We start from the raw sequence: 17,128 nt of genomic DNA, 5'->3' as shown, positions 1-17,128 counted from the left end.
TGCGCTCCCGGTCAGTACAGCACGACCGAGCGGATCGACTCGCCGGCCTTCATCAGGTCGAAGCCTTCGTTGATCCGCTCGAGCGGCAGCGTGTGCGTGATCAGGTCGTCGATGTTGATCTTGCCTTCCATGTACCAGTCGACGATCTTCGGCACGTCGGTGCGGCCGCGCGCGCCGCCGAACGCCGAGCCCTTCCACTCGCGACCCGTCACGAGCTGGAACGGACGCGTGCTGATTTCCTCGCCGGCTGCGGCCACACCGATGATGAACGACTGGCCCCAGCCCTTGTGCGTGCACTCGAGCGCCTGGCGCATCAGCTTCACGTTGCCGACGCATTCGAACGAGTAGTCGGCGCCGCCGTCGGTCAGCTGCACGATGTGGTCGACGACGTTCTCGACTTCGTTCGGGTTGATGAAGTGCGTCATCCCGAACTTCTTCGCGAGCTCGACGCGCTTCGGGTTGATGTCGACGCCGATGATCTTGTCCGCGCCGACCATCTTCGCGCCCTGGATCACGTTCAGGCCGATCCCGCCGAGGCCGAACACGACGACGTTCGCACCGGCCTCGACCTTCGCCGAATAGACGACCGCGCCAACGCCCGTCGTCACGCCGCAGCCGATGTAGCAGATCTTGTCGAACGGCGCGTCCTCGCGCACCTTCGCGACCGCGATCTCCGGCACGACGATGTAGTTCGAGAACGTCGACGTGCCCATGTAGTGGAACAGCGGCTTGCCGTCGAGCGAGAAACGCGACGTCGCGTCGGGCATCAGGCCCTTGCCCTGCGTCGCGCGGATCTTCTGGCACAGGTTGGTCTTGCGCGACAGGCAGAACTTGCACTCGCGGCATTCCGGCGTGTAGAGCGGAATCACGTGGTCGCCCTTGCGCACGGTGCCGACGCCGGGGCCGACGTCGACCACCACGCCCGCGCCTTCATGGCCGAGGATCGCTGGGAAGATCCCTTCCGGATCGGCACCCGACAGCGTGTAGTAGTCGGTGTGGCAGATGCCGGTCGCCTTCACTTCGATCAGCACTTCGCCTGCGCGCGGCCCTTCGAGATCGACTTCCTCGATCGTCAGCGGCGCACCCGCCTTCCATGCAATCGCGGCTTTCGTTTTCATCGTGTCACTCCTGTCTGTCAATTAGGTTGCCCGGGGCGGCGCTTCGGCGCTTACGCAGGTCCCATTCGCACCGGGCCCCGTTCAAAGCTGTCGAAACCATGCCGCGCGACATCGCGTGACACGGCAAAAGCATCTCGTGCTCGCCATGATGGCCGGTCCCGCCGCACACCGCGAGCGGGAAACGGTCGCCGGCTTGCCACGATGCGTCATCGCTGACGCAAAAGAACAAGTGTCCGAGTTTAAACGCCCGTCGTGAACCATGCATCCGTGCGCGTATACAGATCGATGAAGCGTGCGTGGCGCGCGGCCAGCAGGCGGTCGTCGCGCGGCGCGGCGACCGGCGACGCAGCCGGCGCCAGCGCGTGCAACGCATCTTCCCGCCAGTGTCCGATCGCGACGCCCGCGAGCAGCGCGGCGCCGCGCGTCGCGGCGTTCGGGCAATCGATCGCGTGCAGCGACGCGCCGAGCGCGTCGGCGAGCAACTGGCGCCAGCGCGGATCGACCGAGCCGCCGCCCGCGAGACGCAGCGTCGTCACCGGGTCGCGACGATCCGCATCGCGAATTGCATCGAGCCCCGCGCGCAACGCGAACGCGACGCCTTCGAACGCGGCACGCATCATCGCGCCGCGCGTGTCGCCGAGCCCGAGGCCGAGCCAGCCGCCGCGCGCATCGGGGTTCATCCACGGCGAACGCTCGCCGGTCAGGTAGGGCAGGAAGCACAGCCGTTCCGACGCCGGTTGCGCGAACGCGTCGTCATACGCATCCGCCCATCCCGAATAACCGAGCCAGCCGCGCACGGCTTCGAGCGCGAGCCCGACGTTCTGCATCGCGGCCATCGTGTAATAACCGCCGCCGGCTGCCGCGCGATAGCGATGCAGCCCGCGCCGCGCGGGCGGCAGCGTATCCGCGAGCACGACGATCTGGCCGCCGCTGCCCGTCGTCAGCAGCGCGTCGCCGGCCGCGGCGAGCCCGCTGCCGAGCGCCGCGCATGCGGTGTCGGCCGCGCCCGTCGCCAGCGGCACGCCGGCCGGCAGACCGAGCGCCGCGGCCGCCTGCGCACCGAGCGTACCGCTGCGCGCAGTCGACGCATGGACCGGCGCGAACCGGTCGGCCGGCAGGCCGAGCGCGTCGATCAATGCCGTATCCCATGCGCCGTCGGGCGTCGCGAGCGCGGTCGCGCACGCATCGCTCGGATCGGCCGCGACGTCGCCGCCGAGCGCGATGCGCAACCAGTCCTTCGGCTGCACGGCCCAGCGCGCGGCGCGCAGCGCATCGGGCTCGTGCGCGGCCAGCCAGCGCAACAGCGGGCCTGCCATGCCCGGCGCGACCGGGTTCGGGGCGACGGGCAATCCGGCGACGGGCATTCCGGCAACGGACCAATCGGACGCGTCCGCTTCGCGCACCGCGCGCGTGTCGGGCCACAGCAGCGCGGGCCGCACCGGCTGCCCGGCCGCATCGATCAGCACGACGCCATGCATCTGGCCCGAGAAGCCGATCGCCGCGACCTGCGCGCGCTCGCCGGCCGGCAGCCGCGCGGCCGCGCGCACGAGCGCCTGCCACCAGGCATCGGGCGCGATCTCGGCCCAGCCGGGCCGCGGCGACGACAACGTATAGGGTTCGCTCGCGACCGCACGCTCGACGCCGTCGGCATCGAGCGTGACGAGTTTGACGGAGCCGGTGCCGAGGTCGATTCCGAGCAGGCGCATGACGTGACGGTGAATTCGAATGAACGGATGTCGATGATAACGGGATCGCGATACTCGCCCCGGCTTTTGCGCTCACCGCAGCGCCATGCGATGCACGGAAGCCGCGGTCGGCAGCCGGGTTTCGCCGGGCTGCACCTTGCGCGCAAAAGCGGCCGTTCGCGGGTTAACCCGGCGCGGTTTTCCGACACCCCTTTTTGCCACTATGCGGCCGCGCCGATACACACCATAAAGCGGCCGATATTTGACATGGGGGCCGGCGCTATTTTGAAGGGCTATAAAACCGGGGAACCTCACTCCTGCGGCAGTTTCCCGATGATCGACACCCTGTTTCATGCCGAAATGGCATATCGAACCAGCAAAGAACGGAATAGTACCCAGTGCTCTTGTTGCACGGATTCATTCCGCATAACTTCGTATCACCCCGAAAACAAGATCATGGAGTGAGACAGATGCAATCGAACACGGTCCATCCGTGCGATGAGGTGCTGCCGACCGGCAAGCTGGTAACGCTTGGTCTGCAACACGTCCTCGTCATGTACGCCGGCGCCGTCGCCGTGCCGCTTATCGTCGGCGGCGCGCTCAAGCTGCCGAAAGACCAGATCGCGTTCCTGATCAGCGCCGATCTGTTTTCGTGCGGCATCGCCACGCTGATCCAGACGCTGGGCCTGTGGATCTTCGGGATCCGCCTGCCTGTCATCATGGGCTGCACGTTCGCGGCCGTCGGCCCGATGATCGCGATCGGCACGAACCCCGGCCTCGGCATTCTCGACATCTTCGGCTCGACCATCGCGGCCGGCATCATCGGCATCGTGCTGGCGCCGACGATCGGCAAGCTGTTGCGGTTTTTCCCGCCGGTGGTGGTCGGCACCGTGATTGCCGTGATCGGGCTGTCGCTGATGGAAGTCGGCATCAACTGGGCCGCCGGCGGCGTCGGCAATCCCGAATACGGCAGCCCGGTCTATCTCGGCCTGTCGCTGCTCGTGCTGACGCTGATCCTGCTGATCAACAAGTTCGGCCGCGGTTTCATCGCGAACATCTCGGTACTGCTCGGCATCGTCGCCGGCTTCGTGATCGCGTTCATCCTCGGCCGCGTGAACACCGAAGGCGTGTCGCTCGCGCCGTGGGTCGGCTTCGTGATGCCGTTCCACTTCGGCTGGCCGCACTTCGACCCGCTGTCGATCGCGACGATGGTCACGGTGATGTTCGTCACGTTCATCGAATCGACCGGCATGTTCCTCGCGGTCGGCGACATGGTCGATCGTCCGGTCGACCAGGAGCGCCTGGTACGCGGCCTGCGCGTCGACGGCCTCGGCACGCTGATCGGCGGCATCTTCAACTCGTTCCCGCATACGTCGTTCTCGCAGAACGTCGGCCTGATCGGCGTGACGGGTGTGAAGAGCCGGTTCGTGTGCGCGACGGGCGGCGTGATCCTCGTGATGCTCGGCCTGTTCCCGAAGATGGCGCAGGTCGTCGCGTCGGTGCCGCCGTTCGTGCTCGGCGGCGCGGGCATCGTGATGTTCGGGATGGTGGCCGCGAACGGCATCAAGGTGCTGTCGAAGGTCGACTTCGTGAACAACAGCCACAACCTGTTCATCGTCGCCGTGAGCGTCGGCATGGGCCTCGTGCCGGTCGTGTCGCCGCACTTCTTCTCGAAGCTGCCGCCCGCGCTCGCACCGATCCTGCACAGCGGCATCCTGCTGGCATCGGTAACGTCCGTGATCCTGAACATCGTGTTCAACGGCGTGAAAGGCGAAAAGGATGCGAAGTGCGACATCCGCCGCGCAGGGCACGACTTCGACGGGCGGCCCGCCGACGTGCGCCACTGATCGCGCCGCACCGGACGACGGCGCAACGCGGTAACGAAAAACGCCACGGACTTTCGTCCGTGGCGTTGTCGTTTCCACATACCGCCGGTTCGACGGACAGGAGCGGTCGCCCGCTCCCGCCCTGCTTCGCGCTTACCCGTTCGTTGCCGCCGACGACGCGGGCGCCGGCGCTGCCGCCTTGTCGTAGTCGACCGGCTCATCCGGCGCGCGCGGCGTCTCGCCGGCGCGCTGGGTCCAGCCGCCGCCCAGTGCGCGGTACAGGTCGACCAGGTTCGTCCAGCGCGCGAGACGCGCGCTGATGAGCGTCTGCTGCGCCGAGTACAAATCCGTCTGCGCGGTCAGCACCGACAGGTAGCTGTCGACGCCGTTCTTGTAACGCAGGTCCGACAGGTCGAAGCGGCGCTGCTGCGCGTGCTCGTTGCGTTCGAGCGCGGCGATCTGCTGATCGTACGTGCCGCGTGCAGCCAGCCCGTCCGACACTTCGCGGAATGCCGACTGGATCGCCTTCTCGTAGTTCGCGATCTCGATGCGCTTCTGCACGTGCGCGAGATCGAGATTGGCGATGTTCGAACCGCCCTCGAAGATCGGCAGCGCAATACTCGGCGCAAACGACCACGCCGCCGTACCGGCCTTGAACAGGCCGCCGAGCGTCGGGCTCGCGGTGCCGAATGCCGCGGTCAACGAGATCTTCGGGAAGAACGCCGCGCGTGCCGCGCCGATGTTCGCGTTCGCGGCCAGCAGCGTCTGCTCGGCCTGCATCACGTCCGGACGACGCGTCAGCAGGTCCGACGGCAACCCGGCCGGCACGTCCGTCAGCAGGTTCTGCGCGTCGAGCGGCATGCCCGGCGGCAGGTCGTCCGGCAGCGGCTCGCCGATCAGCAGCACCAGCGCGTTCAGCGCCTGCGCACGCGCACGCGCCTGCGCCTGCTGGTTCGCGAGCGCCGTCTCGACCACCGTCTGCGCCTGACGCAGATCGAGCTCGGAGCCCGTGCCGTTGTCGAACTGCAGCTTCGTCAGGTCGTACGACGCCTGCGCGGTCTTCAGCGTGTTTTCCGTGACCTTCAGCAAATCGTCGGTCGACAGCAGCGTCAGGTACTGGTCAGCCACCTGCGACACCAGCGAGATTTCCGACGCCTGCCGTGCGTACGCGGTCGACAGGTACTGCGCGAGCGCCTGGTCCTTCAGGCTCTGCACGCGGCCGAACAGGTCGAGTTCCCACGACGCGGAAAGCCCGACGTTGTAGCTGCGCGAGATGTACGGCGCACCGGTCGTCGACAAGCCCTGCGGTACGCGCTGGATGCTGCCCGTACCGGTGCCGTCGAGCGTCGGGAACAGGCCCGCGCGCGTGATCTGGTACTGCGCGCGCGCCGCCTCGATGTTCAGCACCGACACGCGCAGGTCGCGGTTGTTCTTCAGCGCGATCTCGATCAGCCGCTGCAGGCGCGGATCGACGAAGAACTCGCGCCAGCCGATGGCGGTCGCCGCCTGGCCGTTCGCGCTGCGCGCGCCGGCAGCGCCCGGCTGCGTCGCGTAGACGCCGCCGGCCGGGTACGCCTGTGCGACGGGTGCGTCGGGCCGTTTGTAATGCGGCGCCATCGTGCAGCCCGTGGCAAAGAGCGCGACCGCGATTGCAGTCAAAGCGTGTTTTTGCATCATCACTGTCCCTTCTTCTCGTCGTCGCCGTGGCCGCCCTTCTCCGCCTCGTGCATGTGATCCTGCGCAAGACGCAGCGCCTCGTCGACATCTTCCTTCTCGCCGCTGAAGATCGCGCGGATCTTCACGAAGAACATCGGGATCATGAAGATCGCGAGGAACGTCGCCGTGATCATCCCGCCGATCACGCCCGTACCGATCGCGTGCTGGCTCGCCGAACCCGCGCCGTTGCTGATCGCGAGCGGCATCACGCCGAGAATGAACGCGAGCGACGTCATCAGGATCGGACGCAGCCGCAGGCGCGCCGCTTCCAGCGCGGCCTCGATCGGCCCCATCTTCTCCGACTCCTGCAGCTCGCGCGCAAACTCGACGATCAGGATCGCGTTCTTCGCGGACAGGCCCACGGTGGTCAGCAGGCCGACCTGGAAGAACACGTCGTTCTCGAGGCCGCGCATCGTCGCCGCGAGCAGTGCACCGATCACGCCGAGCGGCACGACCATGATCACCGAGAACGGGATCGACCAGCTTTCATACAGCGCCGCGAGACACAGGAACACGACGAGGATCGAGATCGCGTACAGGATCGGCGCCTGCGAACCGGACTGGATTTCCTGGAACGACAGGCCGGTCCACGAATAGCCGATACCGACCGGCAGCTTCTTCGCGAGCCCTTCCATCGCGGTCATCGCCTGACCGGTCGACTTGCCCGGTGCCGCCTGACCCTGGATTTCCATCGCCGAGATACCGTTATAGCGCTCGAGCTTCGGCGAACCGTAGGTCCAGTGACCGGTCGCGAACGCGCTGAACGGCACCATCCCGCCCGACCCGTTGCGCACGTACCAGATGTTCATGTCCTCCGGCGTCATCCGGAACGGTGCGTCGGCCTGCACGTAGACCTTCTTGATCCGGCCGTCGGTGTCGAGGAAGTTGTTCACGTACTTCGACGCCCATGCGATCGAGAACGTCTGGTCGATCGCATCCGCCGTCACGCCGAGCGCATTCGCCTTCTCGCGGTCGATGTCGACCTTGTACTGCGGCGTGTCGTTCAGGCCGTTCGGGCGCACGCCCTGCAGCGTCGGATCCTTCGAGGCCATCCCGAGCAGCTGGTTACGCGCGGCCATCAGCGCGTCGTGGCCGAGACCGGCGTTGTCCGTCAGCTCGAAGTCGAAGCCGGCGGCCGTACCGAGTTCGGGGATCGACGGCGGGTTGAACGGGATCACGATCGCGTCCTTGTAGCCCGCGTAGCGCCCGAACATCCGGCCGATCAGCGCCTGCACCTTCTGGTTCGCATGCTGACGCTGCGAGTAGTCCTTCAGGCGTATGAACACGAGACCCGAGTTCTGGCCGCGGCCCGCGAAGCTGAAGCCGTTCACCGTGAACGCCGATTCGACGATTTCCTTCTCGTCCTTCAGCAGGTAGTCGGAAATGTTCGCGAGCGTCTTCGCGGTCGTTTCCTGCGTCGAACCCGACGGCGTCTGCACGATCACGAACATCAGGCCCTGGTCTTCATCGGGCAGGAACGACTTCGGCAGGCGCACGAACAGCAGGCCAACCGCGACGATCACGACCAGGTAGATGATGAGCCAGCGGCCCGAACGCTTGATCACGTGGTGCACGCCGACGTGGTACTTGTCGCGGCTGTTGTTGAACGTGCGGTTGAACCAGCCGAAGAAGCCCTTCTTCTCTTCGTGATGCCCTTGCGGGATCGGCTTCAGGATCGTCGCGCACAGCGCCGGCGTCAGAATCAACGCGACGAGCACCGACAGCACCATCGCCGACACGATCGTCAGCGAGAACTGGCGATAGATCGCGCCGACCGACCCGCCGGAGAACGCGACCGGCACGAACACCGCCGACAGCACGAGCGCCACGCCGACGAGTGCGCCGGTGATCTGGCCCATCGCCTTGCGGGTCGCCTCCTTCGGTGACAGGCCCTCTTCCGCCATCACGCGCTCGACGTTCTCGACCACCACGATCGCATCGTCGACCAGCAGGCCGATCGCGAGCACGAGGCCGAACATCGACAGCGTGTTGATCGAGAAGCCCACCAGCGACATGATCGCGAACGTGCCGAGCAGCACGACCGGCACCGCGATCGTCGGGATGATCGTCGCCCGCAGGTTCTGCAGGAACAGATACATCACGAGGAACACCAGCACGATACCTTCGAGCAGCGTCTTGACCACTTCCTCGATCGACAGCTTCACGAACGGCGTCGTGTCGTACGGATACTTCACGACGAGGCCGTGCGGGAAGAACGGCGCCAGCTCGTCGATCTTCGCGCGCACGGCCTTCGCGGTCGCGAGCGCGTTCGCGTTGGTCGCGAGCTGGATACCGAGTGCCGCGGTCGGCTGACCGTTGTACTTCGTGTCGAAGTTGTAGTTTTCACCGCCGAGGCCGATCTGCGCGACGTCCTTCAGGCGCACCTGCGAGCCGTCCTGGTTGACCTTCAGCAGGATGTTGCCGAACTGCTCGGGCGTCTGCAGCAGCGTCGATTCGGTGATCGTCGCCTGCAGCACGGTGCCCGGCTTCGCCGGCGTGCCGCCGATCTGGCCGCCCGCGACCTGCACGTTCTGCGCGGTGATCGCGGAGCTCACGTCGACCGGCGTGAGGCCGTAGTTCGTCAGGCGGTTCGGGTCGAGCCAGATCCGCATCGCGTACTGCGAGCCGAACAGCGTGACGGTACCGACGCCGTTCAACCGGCTGATCGGATCCTTCACGTGCGACGCCACGAAGTTCGCGAGGTCGTACTTGTTCATGCTGCCGTCTTCGGAGTTGAAGGCGAGCACCAGCAGGAAGCTGCTGCTCGACTTCGTCACCGACAGGCCGAGCTGCTGCACGACCTGCGGCAGAACCGGCGTCGCGAGCGACAGCTTGTTCTGCACCTGGACCTGCGCGATGTCGGCGTTGGTGCCCGGCGCGAAGGTCAGCGTGATCGTCGCGTTGCCCGAGTCGTCACTCGTCGACGACATGTACAGGAAGTTGTCGAGACCGCTCATCTGCTGCTCGATCACCTGCGTCACCGTGTCTTCCACCGTTTTCGCGGAAGCGCCCGGGTAGTTCGCGGTGATCTGGATCGACGGCGGCGCGATCGTCGGATACTGCGAGATCGGCAGCGTGAAGATCGCCGCGATGCCGGCCAGCATCAGGATGATGGCGATCACCCACGCGAAGATCGGGCGATCGATAAAAAACTTTGCCATGAAACAGGCTCCCTGTTATTGCGCGCTCGAAGCAGCGGCAGCACTCGCCGGCGCGGCGCCCGATGCGGCGGCGCCGGAACCGGCGGCAGCCGGTGCGGCGGTTGCGGCGGCGGCGCCCGATGCGGCACTGGCCGCCGGTGCGAGCTGCGCCGGCACCGACTTCACGGTCGCACCCGGGCGTACCTTCTCGCCGCCCTGCACGATCACGTGATCGCCCGCTTGCAGACCGCCTTCGACGATCCAGTTCTGGCCCTGCATGCCCGTCGTCTTCAGCGGACGCGGCTCGACCTTGTTGCCGGCGTTCACCACCATCGCGATCGCCTGGCCCTTCTGGTCATGCGTGACGCCGATCTGCGGCACCAGGAACGCGTTCTCGTTCACGCCTTGCTCGATCCGAGCGCGCACGAACATCCCCGGCAGCAGCACCTTGCCCGGGTTCGGGAAGACCGCACGGATCGTCACCGAGCCGGTGGCCTGGTCGACCGTCACGTCCGAGAACTGCAGCTTGCCCGGCTCCGCATAGGTCTTGCCGTCCTCGAGGATCAGCGACACCTTCGCCGCGCCCGGGCCGCTCGTCTTCAGGCGGCCGCTCTGCACGTCCTGGCGCAGCTTCAGGCCGTCGAGGCTCGACTGCGTGAGGTCGACATACACCGGGTCGAGCTGCTGCACCGTCGACATCAGCGTCGCCTGGCTCGCCTGCACGTACGCGCCCGGCGTCACTTGCGAAATGCCGACGCGGCCCGTGATCGGCGAGACCACGTCCGTGTAGCCGAGGTTGATCTGCGCGGTGTCGACCGCCGCCTTGCCGGACGCGACGTCCGCCGCGGCCTGCCCTTGCGTGGCCACCGCGTTGTCGTAGTCCTGCTTGCTGACCGCGTTCGCGGCCACCAGCACCTTGTAGCGCGCGACCAGCGCGTTCTGCGTGGCGAGGTTCGCCTGCGCCTTCGCGAGCGTCGCCTTCGCGCTGTTCAGCGCGGCGATATACGGCGCCGGATCGATCTTGTAGAGACGCTGGCCGGCCTTGACGTCGGTGCCTTCGGTGAATTCACGGCGCAGCACGATGCCGTCGACCCGCGCGCGGACTTGCGCGACGAGGAACGCGCTGGTGCGGCCCGGCAGCTCGCTGAAGACCGGTACGGCTTGCGGCTGGACGGTGACGACGCCGACTTCCGGCGTTTGCGGTGGCGGTGCCGATTCTTTTTTTCCGCATGCAGCCAGGAAAACCGCGGCTGCCGCGACAGTGATCAAGCGGTATGGAACCCGTTCGACGCGCATGGAGCGACCTCTGTGTGTAACCAATGGAATAAGTGCAGCACCCGACGGGAGCGCAACACGGATGCGCCTCGCGGCGCAGATCGAACACCTGAATTACTGGACTGCTGGATACGGCACGTCGGCACGAAACCTCCATGCCGACGGGATGCAGCGAACTGCGGACTGGTACTAGGGCGGGAATCAGCAGAGTGGGATATTAACTGATTGCCACTTGGGTCATTCGATCGTAGGGTGGTATTGTATATACATTCACGAATGTATGTAAAAAGCCCGTTTGTGTCGCGCAGACCGTCCAGTCTTACGAATTATTACCAGTCGCAAGCATAGCCAATCCGCATGACGGCAAAGAGGGTTGCGGACCCTATATTCACCTACGATCGATCCAATCAGGCCTGCACATGGTCAGACGTACCAAGGAGGAGGCGCTCGAGACGCGCAATCGCATTCTCGATGCCGCCGAACACGTGTTCTTCGAGAAGGGCGTGTCGCACACGTCGCTCGCGGACATCGCCCAGCACGCCGGCGTCACGCGCGGCGCGATCTACTGGCATTTTGCGAACAAGAGCGAGCTGTTCGACGCGATGTTCGACCGCGTGTTCCTGCCGATCGACGAGCTGAAGCGGATGCCGCTCGACGCACCGGGCGGCAATCCGCTCGAGAAGATCCGCAAGATCCTGATCTGGTGCCTGCTCGGCGTGCAGCGCGACTCGCAGTTGCGGCGCGTGTTCAGCATCCTGTTCATGAAGTGCGAATACGTCGCGGACATGGAGCCGCTGCTGCAGCGCAACCGCGCGGGGATGAGCGAGGCGCTGCACATGATCGACGCCGATCTCGCGGTCGCCGTGCGGCTCAAGCTGCTGCCCGAGCGGCTCGATACGTGGCGCGCGACGCTGATGCTGCACACGCTCGTCAGCGGCTTCGTGCGCGACATGCTGATGCTGCCCGACGAGATCGACGCCGAGCAGCATGCGGAAAAGCTCGTCGACGGCTGCTTCGACATGCTGCGCTACAGCCCGGCGATGCTGAAGGAAAGAGACTGACGGCACGGCGGGTGCCCGCGCGCCGTTTGATTGTCATCGATCGGCGAGCCGGGCCGGGCCGTGCAACAGTCGCGGCAATGCACTGCCCGCCTCCGTCTCCCCGGCCGGCTCAGGCCGCCTTCGCGCGATCCGCGCGAGCCCGCCGGTTCGACGCGGCCACCGAATCGCGCTTCGGCATCGGCGCGCCGGCCAGCCCGGCGATCCACGCGTCGGTCGACATCACGGCCGCGAAATTCGACTGGAACACCACCGTGTACGCGCGGTGAATCTCTTCGGCGCTCGCCGCGCCCGCTTCGTTCTCGTACGGCAACGCGCCCGTCGCATCCTCGAGGTACTCGACGTTCAGTCCCGCGTGCGCCGCGTGATAGACCGTCGACGCATTGCAGTTGTGCGTCATGTAGCCGGCCACCGCGAGCGTGTCGATCCCGTGCGCGTCGAGCCATGCGGCAAGATCGGTCCCGGCGAACGAGCTCGCCTGCGCCTTCTCGATCAGGTGCGCGTACGGGCGGCCGGCGACGACCGCGTGCAGCGCGACGCCGTCGGTACCGGGCGCGAAGATCGGCGCGCCGGCCGGCGCGACATGCTGGACGACGATCACGGGCACGCCGGCCGCATGCGCGGCGTCGATCGCGCGGCCAATGTTCGCGAGCGACACGTCGAGCGGCGGATACTCGATCGGCAGGTTGCCCGTCACGTATTCGTTCTGGACGTCGATCACGATCAGCGCGCGGCGGGAAGTGGTATGCGAGGCGGTGTTCGACATGGATGGCTCCTGGTCCTGACGCGCGGCCCCGCCCCGGAACGGGACGGCCAGCGGCGCGATGCGATGCATTGTCGGGCCGCCTCGCACGCGCGGACAGTGGCCCGATAGCCATTCTTCGATAAAATTGGGCCATTGCCATTCCGGAGCCCGTCATGACCGCCGTCGCGTCACCCGCCCCGACCGTCGTCGCCGTGATCGCATACGACGGCATCAGCCCGTTCCACCTGTCGGTGCCGTCCGTCGTGTTCGGCAAGGAACGCGACGCGGCCGCGTCGCCGGCGTTCGAGTTTCGCGTCTGCTCGGCCGAGCGCGGCCCGCTCGCGACGACGGGCGGCTTCACGATCACCGCGCCGTACGGGCTCGACGCACTCGACGACGCGGACATCGTCATCGTGCCGGCGTGGCGCGACCCGGACGAAGCGCCGCCCGACGAACTGCTCGACGCGGTGCGCGCGGTCGCCGCACGCGGCGCGCAACTCGTCGGGCTGTGCCTCGGCGCGTACGTGCTCGCCGCGGCCGGCCTGCTCGACGGCCGCCCGGCCACCACGCACTGGGCGTGGGCCGACGACTTCGCGCAACGCTTTCCGCGCGTGAAGCTCGATCCCGACGTGCTGTACGTGGACGACGGCAACCTGATGACGTCGGCCGGCACGGCCGCGGGGCTCGACTGCTGCCTGCACGTCGTGCGGCGGCGCTTCGGCTCGGATGCCGCGAACCGGATCGCGCGCCGCCTCGTGATCCCGCCGCACCGCCAGGGCGGGCAGGCCCAGTACGTGCCGCAGCCCGTCGCCGCGCACCCGCGCGATGCGCGGCTCGCGGGCCTGCTCGACTGGGTGCGCGCGCACCTCGACGCCGCGCACAGCGTCGATTCGCTCGCCGAACGCGTGCTGATGAGCCGGCGCACGTTCACGCGCCACTTCCGCCAGGCGACCGGCACGACCGTCACCGCGTGGCTGCAGGCCGAGCGGCTCGCGCGCGCGCAGCATCTGCTGGAAACCACCGGACAATCGATCGACGCGATCGCGCAGGCGGCCGGCTACGGGTCGAGCGTGTCGCTGCGCCAGCATTTCGCGGGCGCGCTCGGCACGTCGCCGTCTGCGTATCGAAGGGAATTCCGCGGCGCCGGAGCCGGAGCCGATGCCGTTGCGAGGCAGTAATGCCCGCCGCGCGCCCGGGGGTGGGCGGGCCGTGAAGCGAAACCGGCGGTGCTCGGCCGCTCTGCCGCTCAGCCGCCGTTGATCCAGCGCGCCGCATAAAGCAGCAGCGCGACGAACACGATCATCGCCGCCCATGCCCAGACGGGCACCGTGCCGGCACCGCGATGATGAAGCACGCTGGCCGCACGCCCGGTCGGCGCGCCGCCAACGTGCGGCGGCAGCGGACGCTTCGTCGCGGCCATCAGCGACGCCGGCCGCAGGAACACATGCTGGCGCCGCTGTGCGGCCGGGTTCGCGCGATTCGGCGCGAGGCCGTGCTTCGCCTGCACGACCGCGCAGAACTCGCGGAAGAAATCGTCGGTCCACTCGCGCAGCGCATTCTCGATCTGCCGCGCCGGCAACTCGGCGAGCGGCCCGCTCGCCGTCGCCCAGACGACGTACTCGATGCTTGTGGCGTTCGCATCGTCATCGGGCAGCAGCACCAGTTCGACCTGGCCGCGCAGCGCGCCGAGGCCGTCGGCCCGCGCCTTGAAATTGATCACGCGGCGCGGCCGCCCTTCCGCGTCGCCCTGCTCGCCGGCCGCATGCGCACGCACGTCGTAGTGTGCGCGCAGCGGGCCGAGCGGCACCGTGATCGTCAGCGCGAACTCGCCGTGCGCGAGCTTCACGAACGATTCGCAATGGTCGAAGCTCGCCCGCAGCAATGCGGGATCCTCGAAGGCCTCCCGCACGACAGGCGGCGCGAGCGGGACGCGTAACGTGTCGTTCAGTTCCATGATGTCTCCCCGATGAACGCGCGCCGCATCAGGACGTCTCGACGAGACTGTCGATCCGTGCGACATCGAAGGCGACGTAGTGCGCAAGCGCGGCAACGGCCGCCTTCGGTTCCTCGTAACTCCATGCGGCGTTCTCGATCACGCCGTCTTCCGTCTGCAAGTCGAAATGCACGGCTTCGCCCCTGAACGGGCAGGCGCTCGTCACGCCCGACTTCACGAGCCGGCGCATGTTGACGTCGCCGCGCGGCAGGTAATGGACGTCCGGCAGCCCCGCTTCCCGCACGGTCAGCACGCCGTGCGAATCGGCATACGTGATGCCGCGGTGGATCACGCGCACGCGATGGCGGTTCGGCACGATTTCAAGGTGAGGGGCGGCGGCGTCTGACATCGTTTCTCCTTCGGGCGGCCCGGCAGGCAGGCCGGTGACAGGAAACGAAAAAAGCCACGGCACGAATGCCGTGGCTTTCATTATGGGCGAAACTTCGTCCGATTGCGCAACCCGGGCGGGGGCCGCGTGCGGCCGGCTACTGCGCGCTCCACTGGAACGCGGCTTTCGCGCCGCCCTTCGCGCCGACCGTGACGGTACGGGATTCGTCGCTACCCTGGTACGACGCCTGCACCGTATAGCGCCCCGGCGGCACCTGCACGAGCATATACGGCCCGCGCGTGTCGGTTTTCAGCACTTCTGCACCCTTGCCGTCGACGATCCGCACATGGACGTCGGCCAGGAATTCGCCGCCCTTGCCGGTGAAGCGCAGCGCCAGCGGCCACTTCGCCTCGTTGCGCTGGAACGCCGTCGATTCGTCCAGCCCGATGCCGCCGGACACGAAGGTGACGTCGCCCTGCTGGCGCGCGGCGGGCAAGCCGTCCGATTGCGCGTACGCGCCGGTCGCGCCGGCTGCGAGGCCGGCGGCCAACGCCGCGGCGACGGCAAATCGGGACACGTTGCGTAGATATTGCATGGCTCTCTCCTTTGGGTCGGAACACATACGGGGCACCACGCCACGGGGTCGGACGGCGGCGCCCGCCGCGGCCGGCCTGGCCGGCCGTCGGCCGTCGCCGGTCAGCTCAGGTCGACCGGCACGAAGATCTGTGCATTATCGCGCTGGATCAGCAGAGCAAGACTGTTGCCCGCGCCCTTCACCGCGTCGCGCAACTGCTCGGGGCTCGTGACCGGGCGGCCGTTGACCGCGAGGATCACGTCGCCGGGCTGGATGCCCGCGTTGGCGGCCGGCCCGCCGGCCTGCTGCACGATCAGCCCGTGCGACAGGTTGCTGGCGCTGCGCTCCTGTGGCGACAGCGGGCGCACCGCGACGCCCAGGCGGCCCTGCTCGACCGGCCCGCCGTCGTTCGACGCGAGTTTCGCATCGGCCATCGCGCCGAGCGTCACGCTGATCGACTTCTTCGACTTGTCGCGCCAGATCTGCAGGTCGGCCTTCGAACCCGGCTTCAGGTTAGCGATCTGCGCGGGCAGCGACGTCGAATCGGCGACCGGCGAGCCGTTGACCGACAGGATCACGTCCCCCGGCTGCAGGCCCGCCTTCGCGGCCGGGCCGTTCGAATCGACGGAGCTGACGAGCGCGCCGTCCGGCTTCTGCAGCCCGAACGAGCTCGCGAGCGTCTGGTTCAGCCCCTGCACGGCGACGCCGAGGCGGCCGCGGCTCACGTGGCCCGTCTTCACGAGCTCGTCCTTCACCTTGATCGCCTCGTTGATCGGGATCGCGAACGACAAGCCCTGGAAGCCGCCCGTCTGCGAGTAGATCATCGAGTTGATGCCGATCACCTCGCCCTGCAGGTTGAACAGCGGGCCGCCCGAGTTGCCGGGGTTCACCGGCACGTCGGTCTGGATGAACGGCGTGTAGTTCTCGTCCGGCAGCGCGCGCGACTTCGCGCTGATGATCCCCGACGTGACCGTGTTGTCGAAGCCGTACGGCGAACCGATCGCGACGACCCACTGGCCGACCTTGCTCTGCGCCGGATCGCCGATCTTCACGGTCGGCAGCCCACTCGCGTCGATCTTCAGCACCGCGACGTCGGACTGCTTGTCCGAGCCGACGACCTTCGCCTTGTATTCGCGCTTGTCGGTCAGCCTGACCGTGACGACGTTCGCGCCGTCGACCACGTGCGCATTGGTGAGGATGTACCCGTCGGAACTGATCACGAACCCGGAACCGAGGCTCGCGCTCGGCTGGTCGTCCGGCTGCGCATCGCCGCCCATGCCCGGCACCTGGCCGTAGAAGTGCTTGAAGAACTGGTAGAACGGGTCGCTCGGATCGACCGGCAGCTGCGGCTGCGGCACGCGCCGCGCCACCTGCTTCACGACGTGCTTCGCGCTGATGTTCACGACCGCCGGGCCGTAGGTCTCGACAAGCCCGGAGAAATCGGGGATGCCGGTCTTCGCGGCCGCTTCGGCCGGCATCAGCGCGGCGGCCTGCGCGGGCGTGATGATCTGCGGATCGGCGCGGCGGGTGCCGGCAAAGTAACCGGCCGACAGGGCGGCCGCCACGGCGACCGCGACGGCGCCGCGCGCAAGGAATCGGGTGTTCATCGTTGGACCTCCTCTTTGTTAGGACGCAGCGTAACGACCCTGACTTAAAGGAGGCTTAATCAG

Annotated in this window: 14 protein-coding genes; 4 read left to right on the top strand and 10 right to left on the bottom strand. The window is 67.4% G+C overall.

What is annotated here, in order from left to right; translation table 11 throughout:
• Positions 1-11: 11 nt before the first annotated feature.
• Positions 12-1,118, bottom strand: coding sequence for an S-(hydroxymethyl)glutathione dehydrogenase/class III alcohol dehydrogenase (locus tag AC3WLY_RS22625; RefSeq protein WP_006483756.1), 1,107 nt, complete (start codon positions 1,116-1,118; stop codon positions 12-14).
• 239 nt (positions 1,119-1,357) lie between these two features.
• Positions 1,358-2,824: a xylulokinase gene (locus tag AC3WLY_RS22620; RefSeq protein ID WP_492308942.1), complete on the bottom strand. Its 1,467-nt coding sequence runs from the start codon at positions 2,822-2,824 to the stop codon at positions 1,358-1,360.
• Between the two features lie 3 nt (positions 2,825-2,827).
• On the opposite strand from AC3WLY_RS22620, the gene AC3WLY_RS22615 reads away from it, so the two are divergent.
• On the top strand, positions 2,828-3,268 hold the full coding sequence (locus tag AC3WLY_RS22615) for a hypothetical protein (RefSeq protein WP_492308943.1): 441 nt from the start codon (positions 2,828-2,830) through the stop codon (positions 3,266-3,268).
• Between the two features lie 5 nt (positions 3,269-3,273).
• The gene (locus tag AC3WLY_RS22610; protein ID WP_492308944.1) at positions 3,274-4,650 is read left to right on the top strand and encodes a nucleobase:cation symporter-2 family protein; all 1,377 of its coding nucleotides are present in this window, start codon (positions 3,274-3,276) and stop codon (positions 4,648-4,650) included.
• A 132-nt stretch (positions 4,651-4,782) separates the two neighbouring features.
• On the opposite strand, the gene AC3WLY_RS22605 is transcribed toward AC3WLY_RS22610, so the two are convergent.
• The 3 genes from AC3WLY_RS22605 to AC3WLY_RS22595 are packed head-to-tail and all read right to left on the bottom strand — an operon-like array spanning position 4,783 to position 10,781.
• On the bottom strand, positions 4,783-6,306 hold the full coding sequence (locus AC3WLY_RS22605) for an efflux transporter outer membrane subunit (RefSeq protein WP_492308945.1): 1,524 nt from the start codon (positions 6,304-6,306) through the stop codon (positions 4,783-4,785).
• Positions 6,306-9,506 carry an efflux RND transporter permease BpeB gene (gene bpeB / locus AC3WLY_RS22600; protein ID WP_175961953.1) on the bottom strand — a complete coding sequence of 1,067 codons (3,201 nt, stop codon included), beginning with the start codon at positions 9,504-9,506 and terminating at the stop codon, positions 6,306-6,308. The genes AC3WLY_RS22605 and bpeB overlap by 1 nt, the downstream gene beginning before the upstream one ends.
• Before the next feature lie 15 nt (positions 9,507-9,521).
• A complete protein-coding gene (locus AC3WLY_RS22595) occupies positions 9,522-10,781 on the bottom strand; it encodes an efflux RND transporter periplasmic adaptor subunit (protein ID WP_492308946.1) in 1,260 nt (419 codons plus the stop codon).
• A gap of 398 nt (positions 10,782-11,179) precedes the next feature.
• On the opposite strand from AC3WLY_RS22595, the gene AC3WLY_RS22590 reads away from it, so the two are divergent.
• Positions 11,180-11,821: a TetR family transcriptional regulator gene (locus AC3WLY_RS22590; protein ID WP_174419810.1), complete on the top strand. Its 642-nt coding sequence runs from the start codon at positions 11,180-11,182 to the stop codon at positions 11,819-11,821.
• Positions 11,822-11,930: 109 nt separating this feature from the next.
• On the opposite strand, the gene AC3WLY_RS22585 is transcribed toward AC3WLY_RS22590, so the two are convergent.
• Positions 11,931-12,584 (bottom strand): cysteine hydrolase family protein, encoded by a 654-nt coding sequence (locus AC3WLY_RS22585; protein ID WP_175961955.1) that lies wholly within the window; start codon positions 12,582-12,584, stop codon positions 11,931-11,933.
• A 152-nt stretch (positions 12,585-12,736) separates the two neighbouring features.
• Here AC3WLY_RS22585 and AC3WLY_RS22580 point away from each other — a divergent pair, with 152 nt between their 5' ends.
• Positions 12,737-13,741, top strand: coding sequence for a helix-turn-helix domain-containing protein (locus tag AC3WLY_RS22580; protein ID WP_492308947.1), 1,005 nt, complete (start codon positions 12,737-12,739; stop codon positions 13,739-13,741).
• A 68-nt stretch (positions 13,742-13,809) separates the two neighbouring features.
• Here AC3WLY_RS22580 and AC3WLY_RS22575 read toward each other — a convergent pair whose 3' ends face one another.
• The 4 genes from AC3WLY_RS22575 to AC3WLY_RS22560 all read right to left on the bottom strand — a co-directional run bounded on the left by AC3WLY_RS22575 (position 13,810) and on the right by AC3WLY_RS22560 (position 17,065).
• Positions 13,810-14,517, bottom strand: a complete 708-nt coding sequence (locus AC3WLY_RS22575) for an SRPBCC family protein (RefSeq protein WP_175961957.1) — start codon at positions 14,515-14,517, stop codon at positions 13,810-13,812.
• Positions 14,518-14,545: 28 nt separating this feature from the next.
• A complete protein-coding gene (locus tag AC3WLY_RS22570; protein ID WP_310142321.1) occupies positions 14,546-14,905 on the bottom strand; it encodes a DUF427 domain-containing protein in 360 nt (119 codons plus the stop codon).
• A gap of 136 nt (positions 14,906-15,041) precedes the next feature.
• Positions 15,042-15,479, bottom strand: coding sequence for a carboxypeptidase-like regulatory domain-containing protein (locus AC3WLY_RS22565; RefSeq protein ID WP_034178906.1), 438 nt, complete (start codon positions 15,477-15,479; stop codon positions 15,042-15,044).
• 101 nt (positions 15,480-15,580) lie between these two features.
• On the bottom strand, positions 15,581-17,065 hold the full coding sequence (locus AC3WLY_RS22560) for a DegQ family serine endoprotease (RefSeq protein ID WP_175961959.1): 1,485 nt from the start codon (positions 17,063-17,065) through the stop codon (positions 15,581-15,583).
• Between the last annotated feature and the right edge of the window lie 63 nt (positions 17,066-17,128).

The sequence above is a fragment of the Burkholderia sp. FW306-1C-G01B genome, assembly GCF_058781685.1.
The sequence above is the reverse complement of the archived record's forward strand: the minus strand, read 5'-3'. Positions and strand labels throughout refer to the sequence as shown.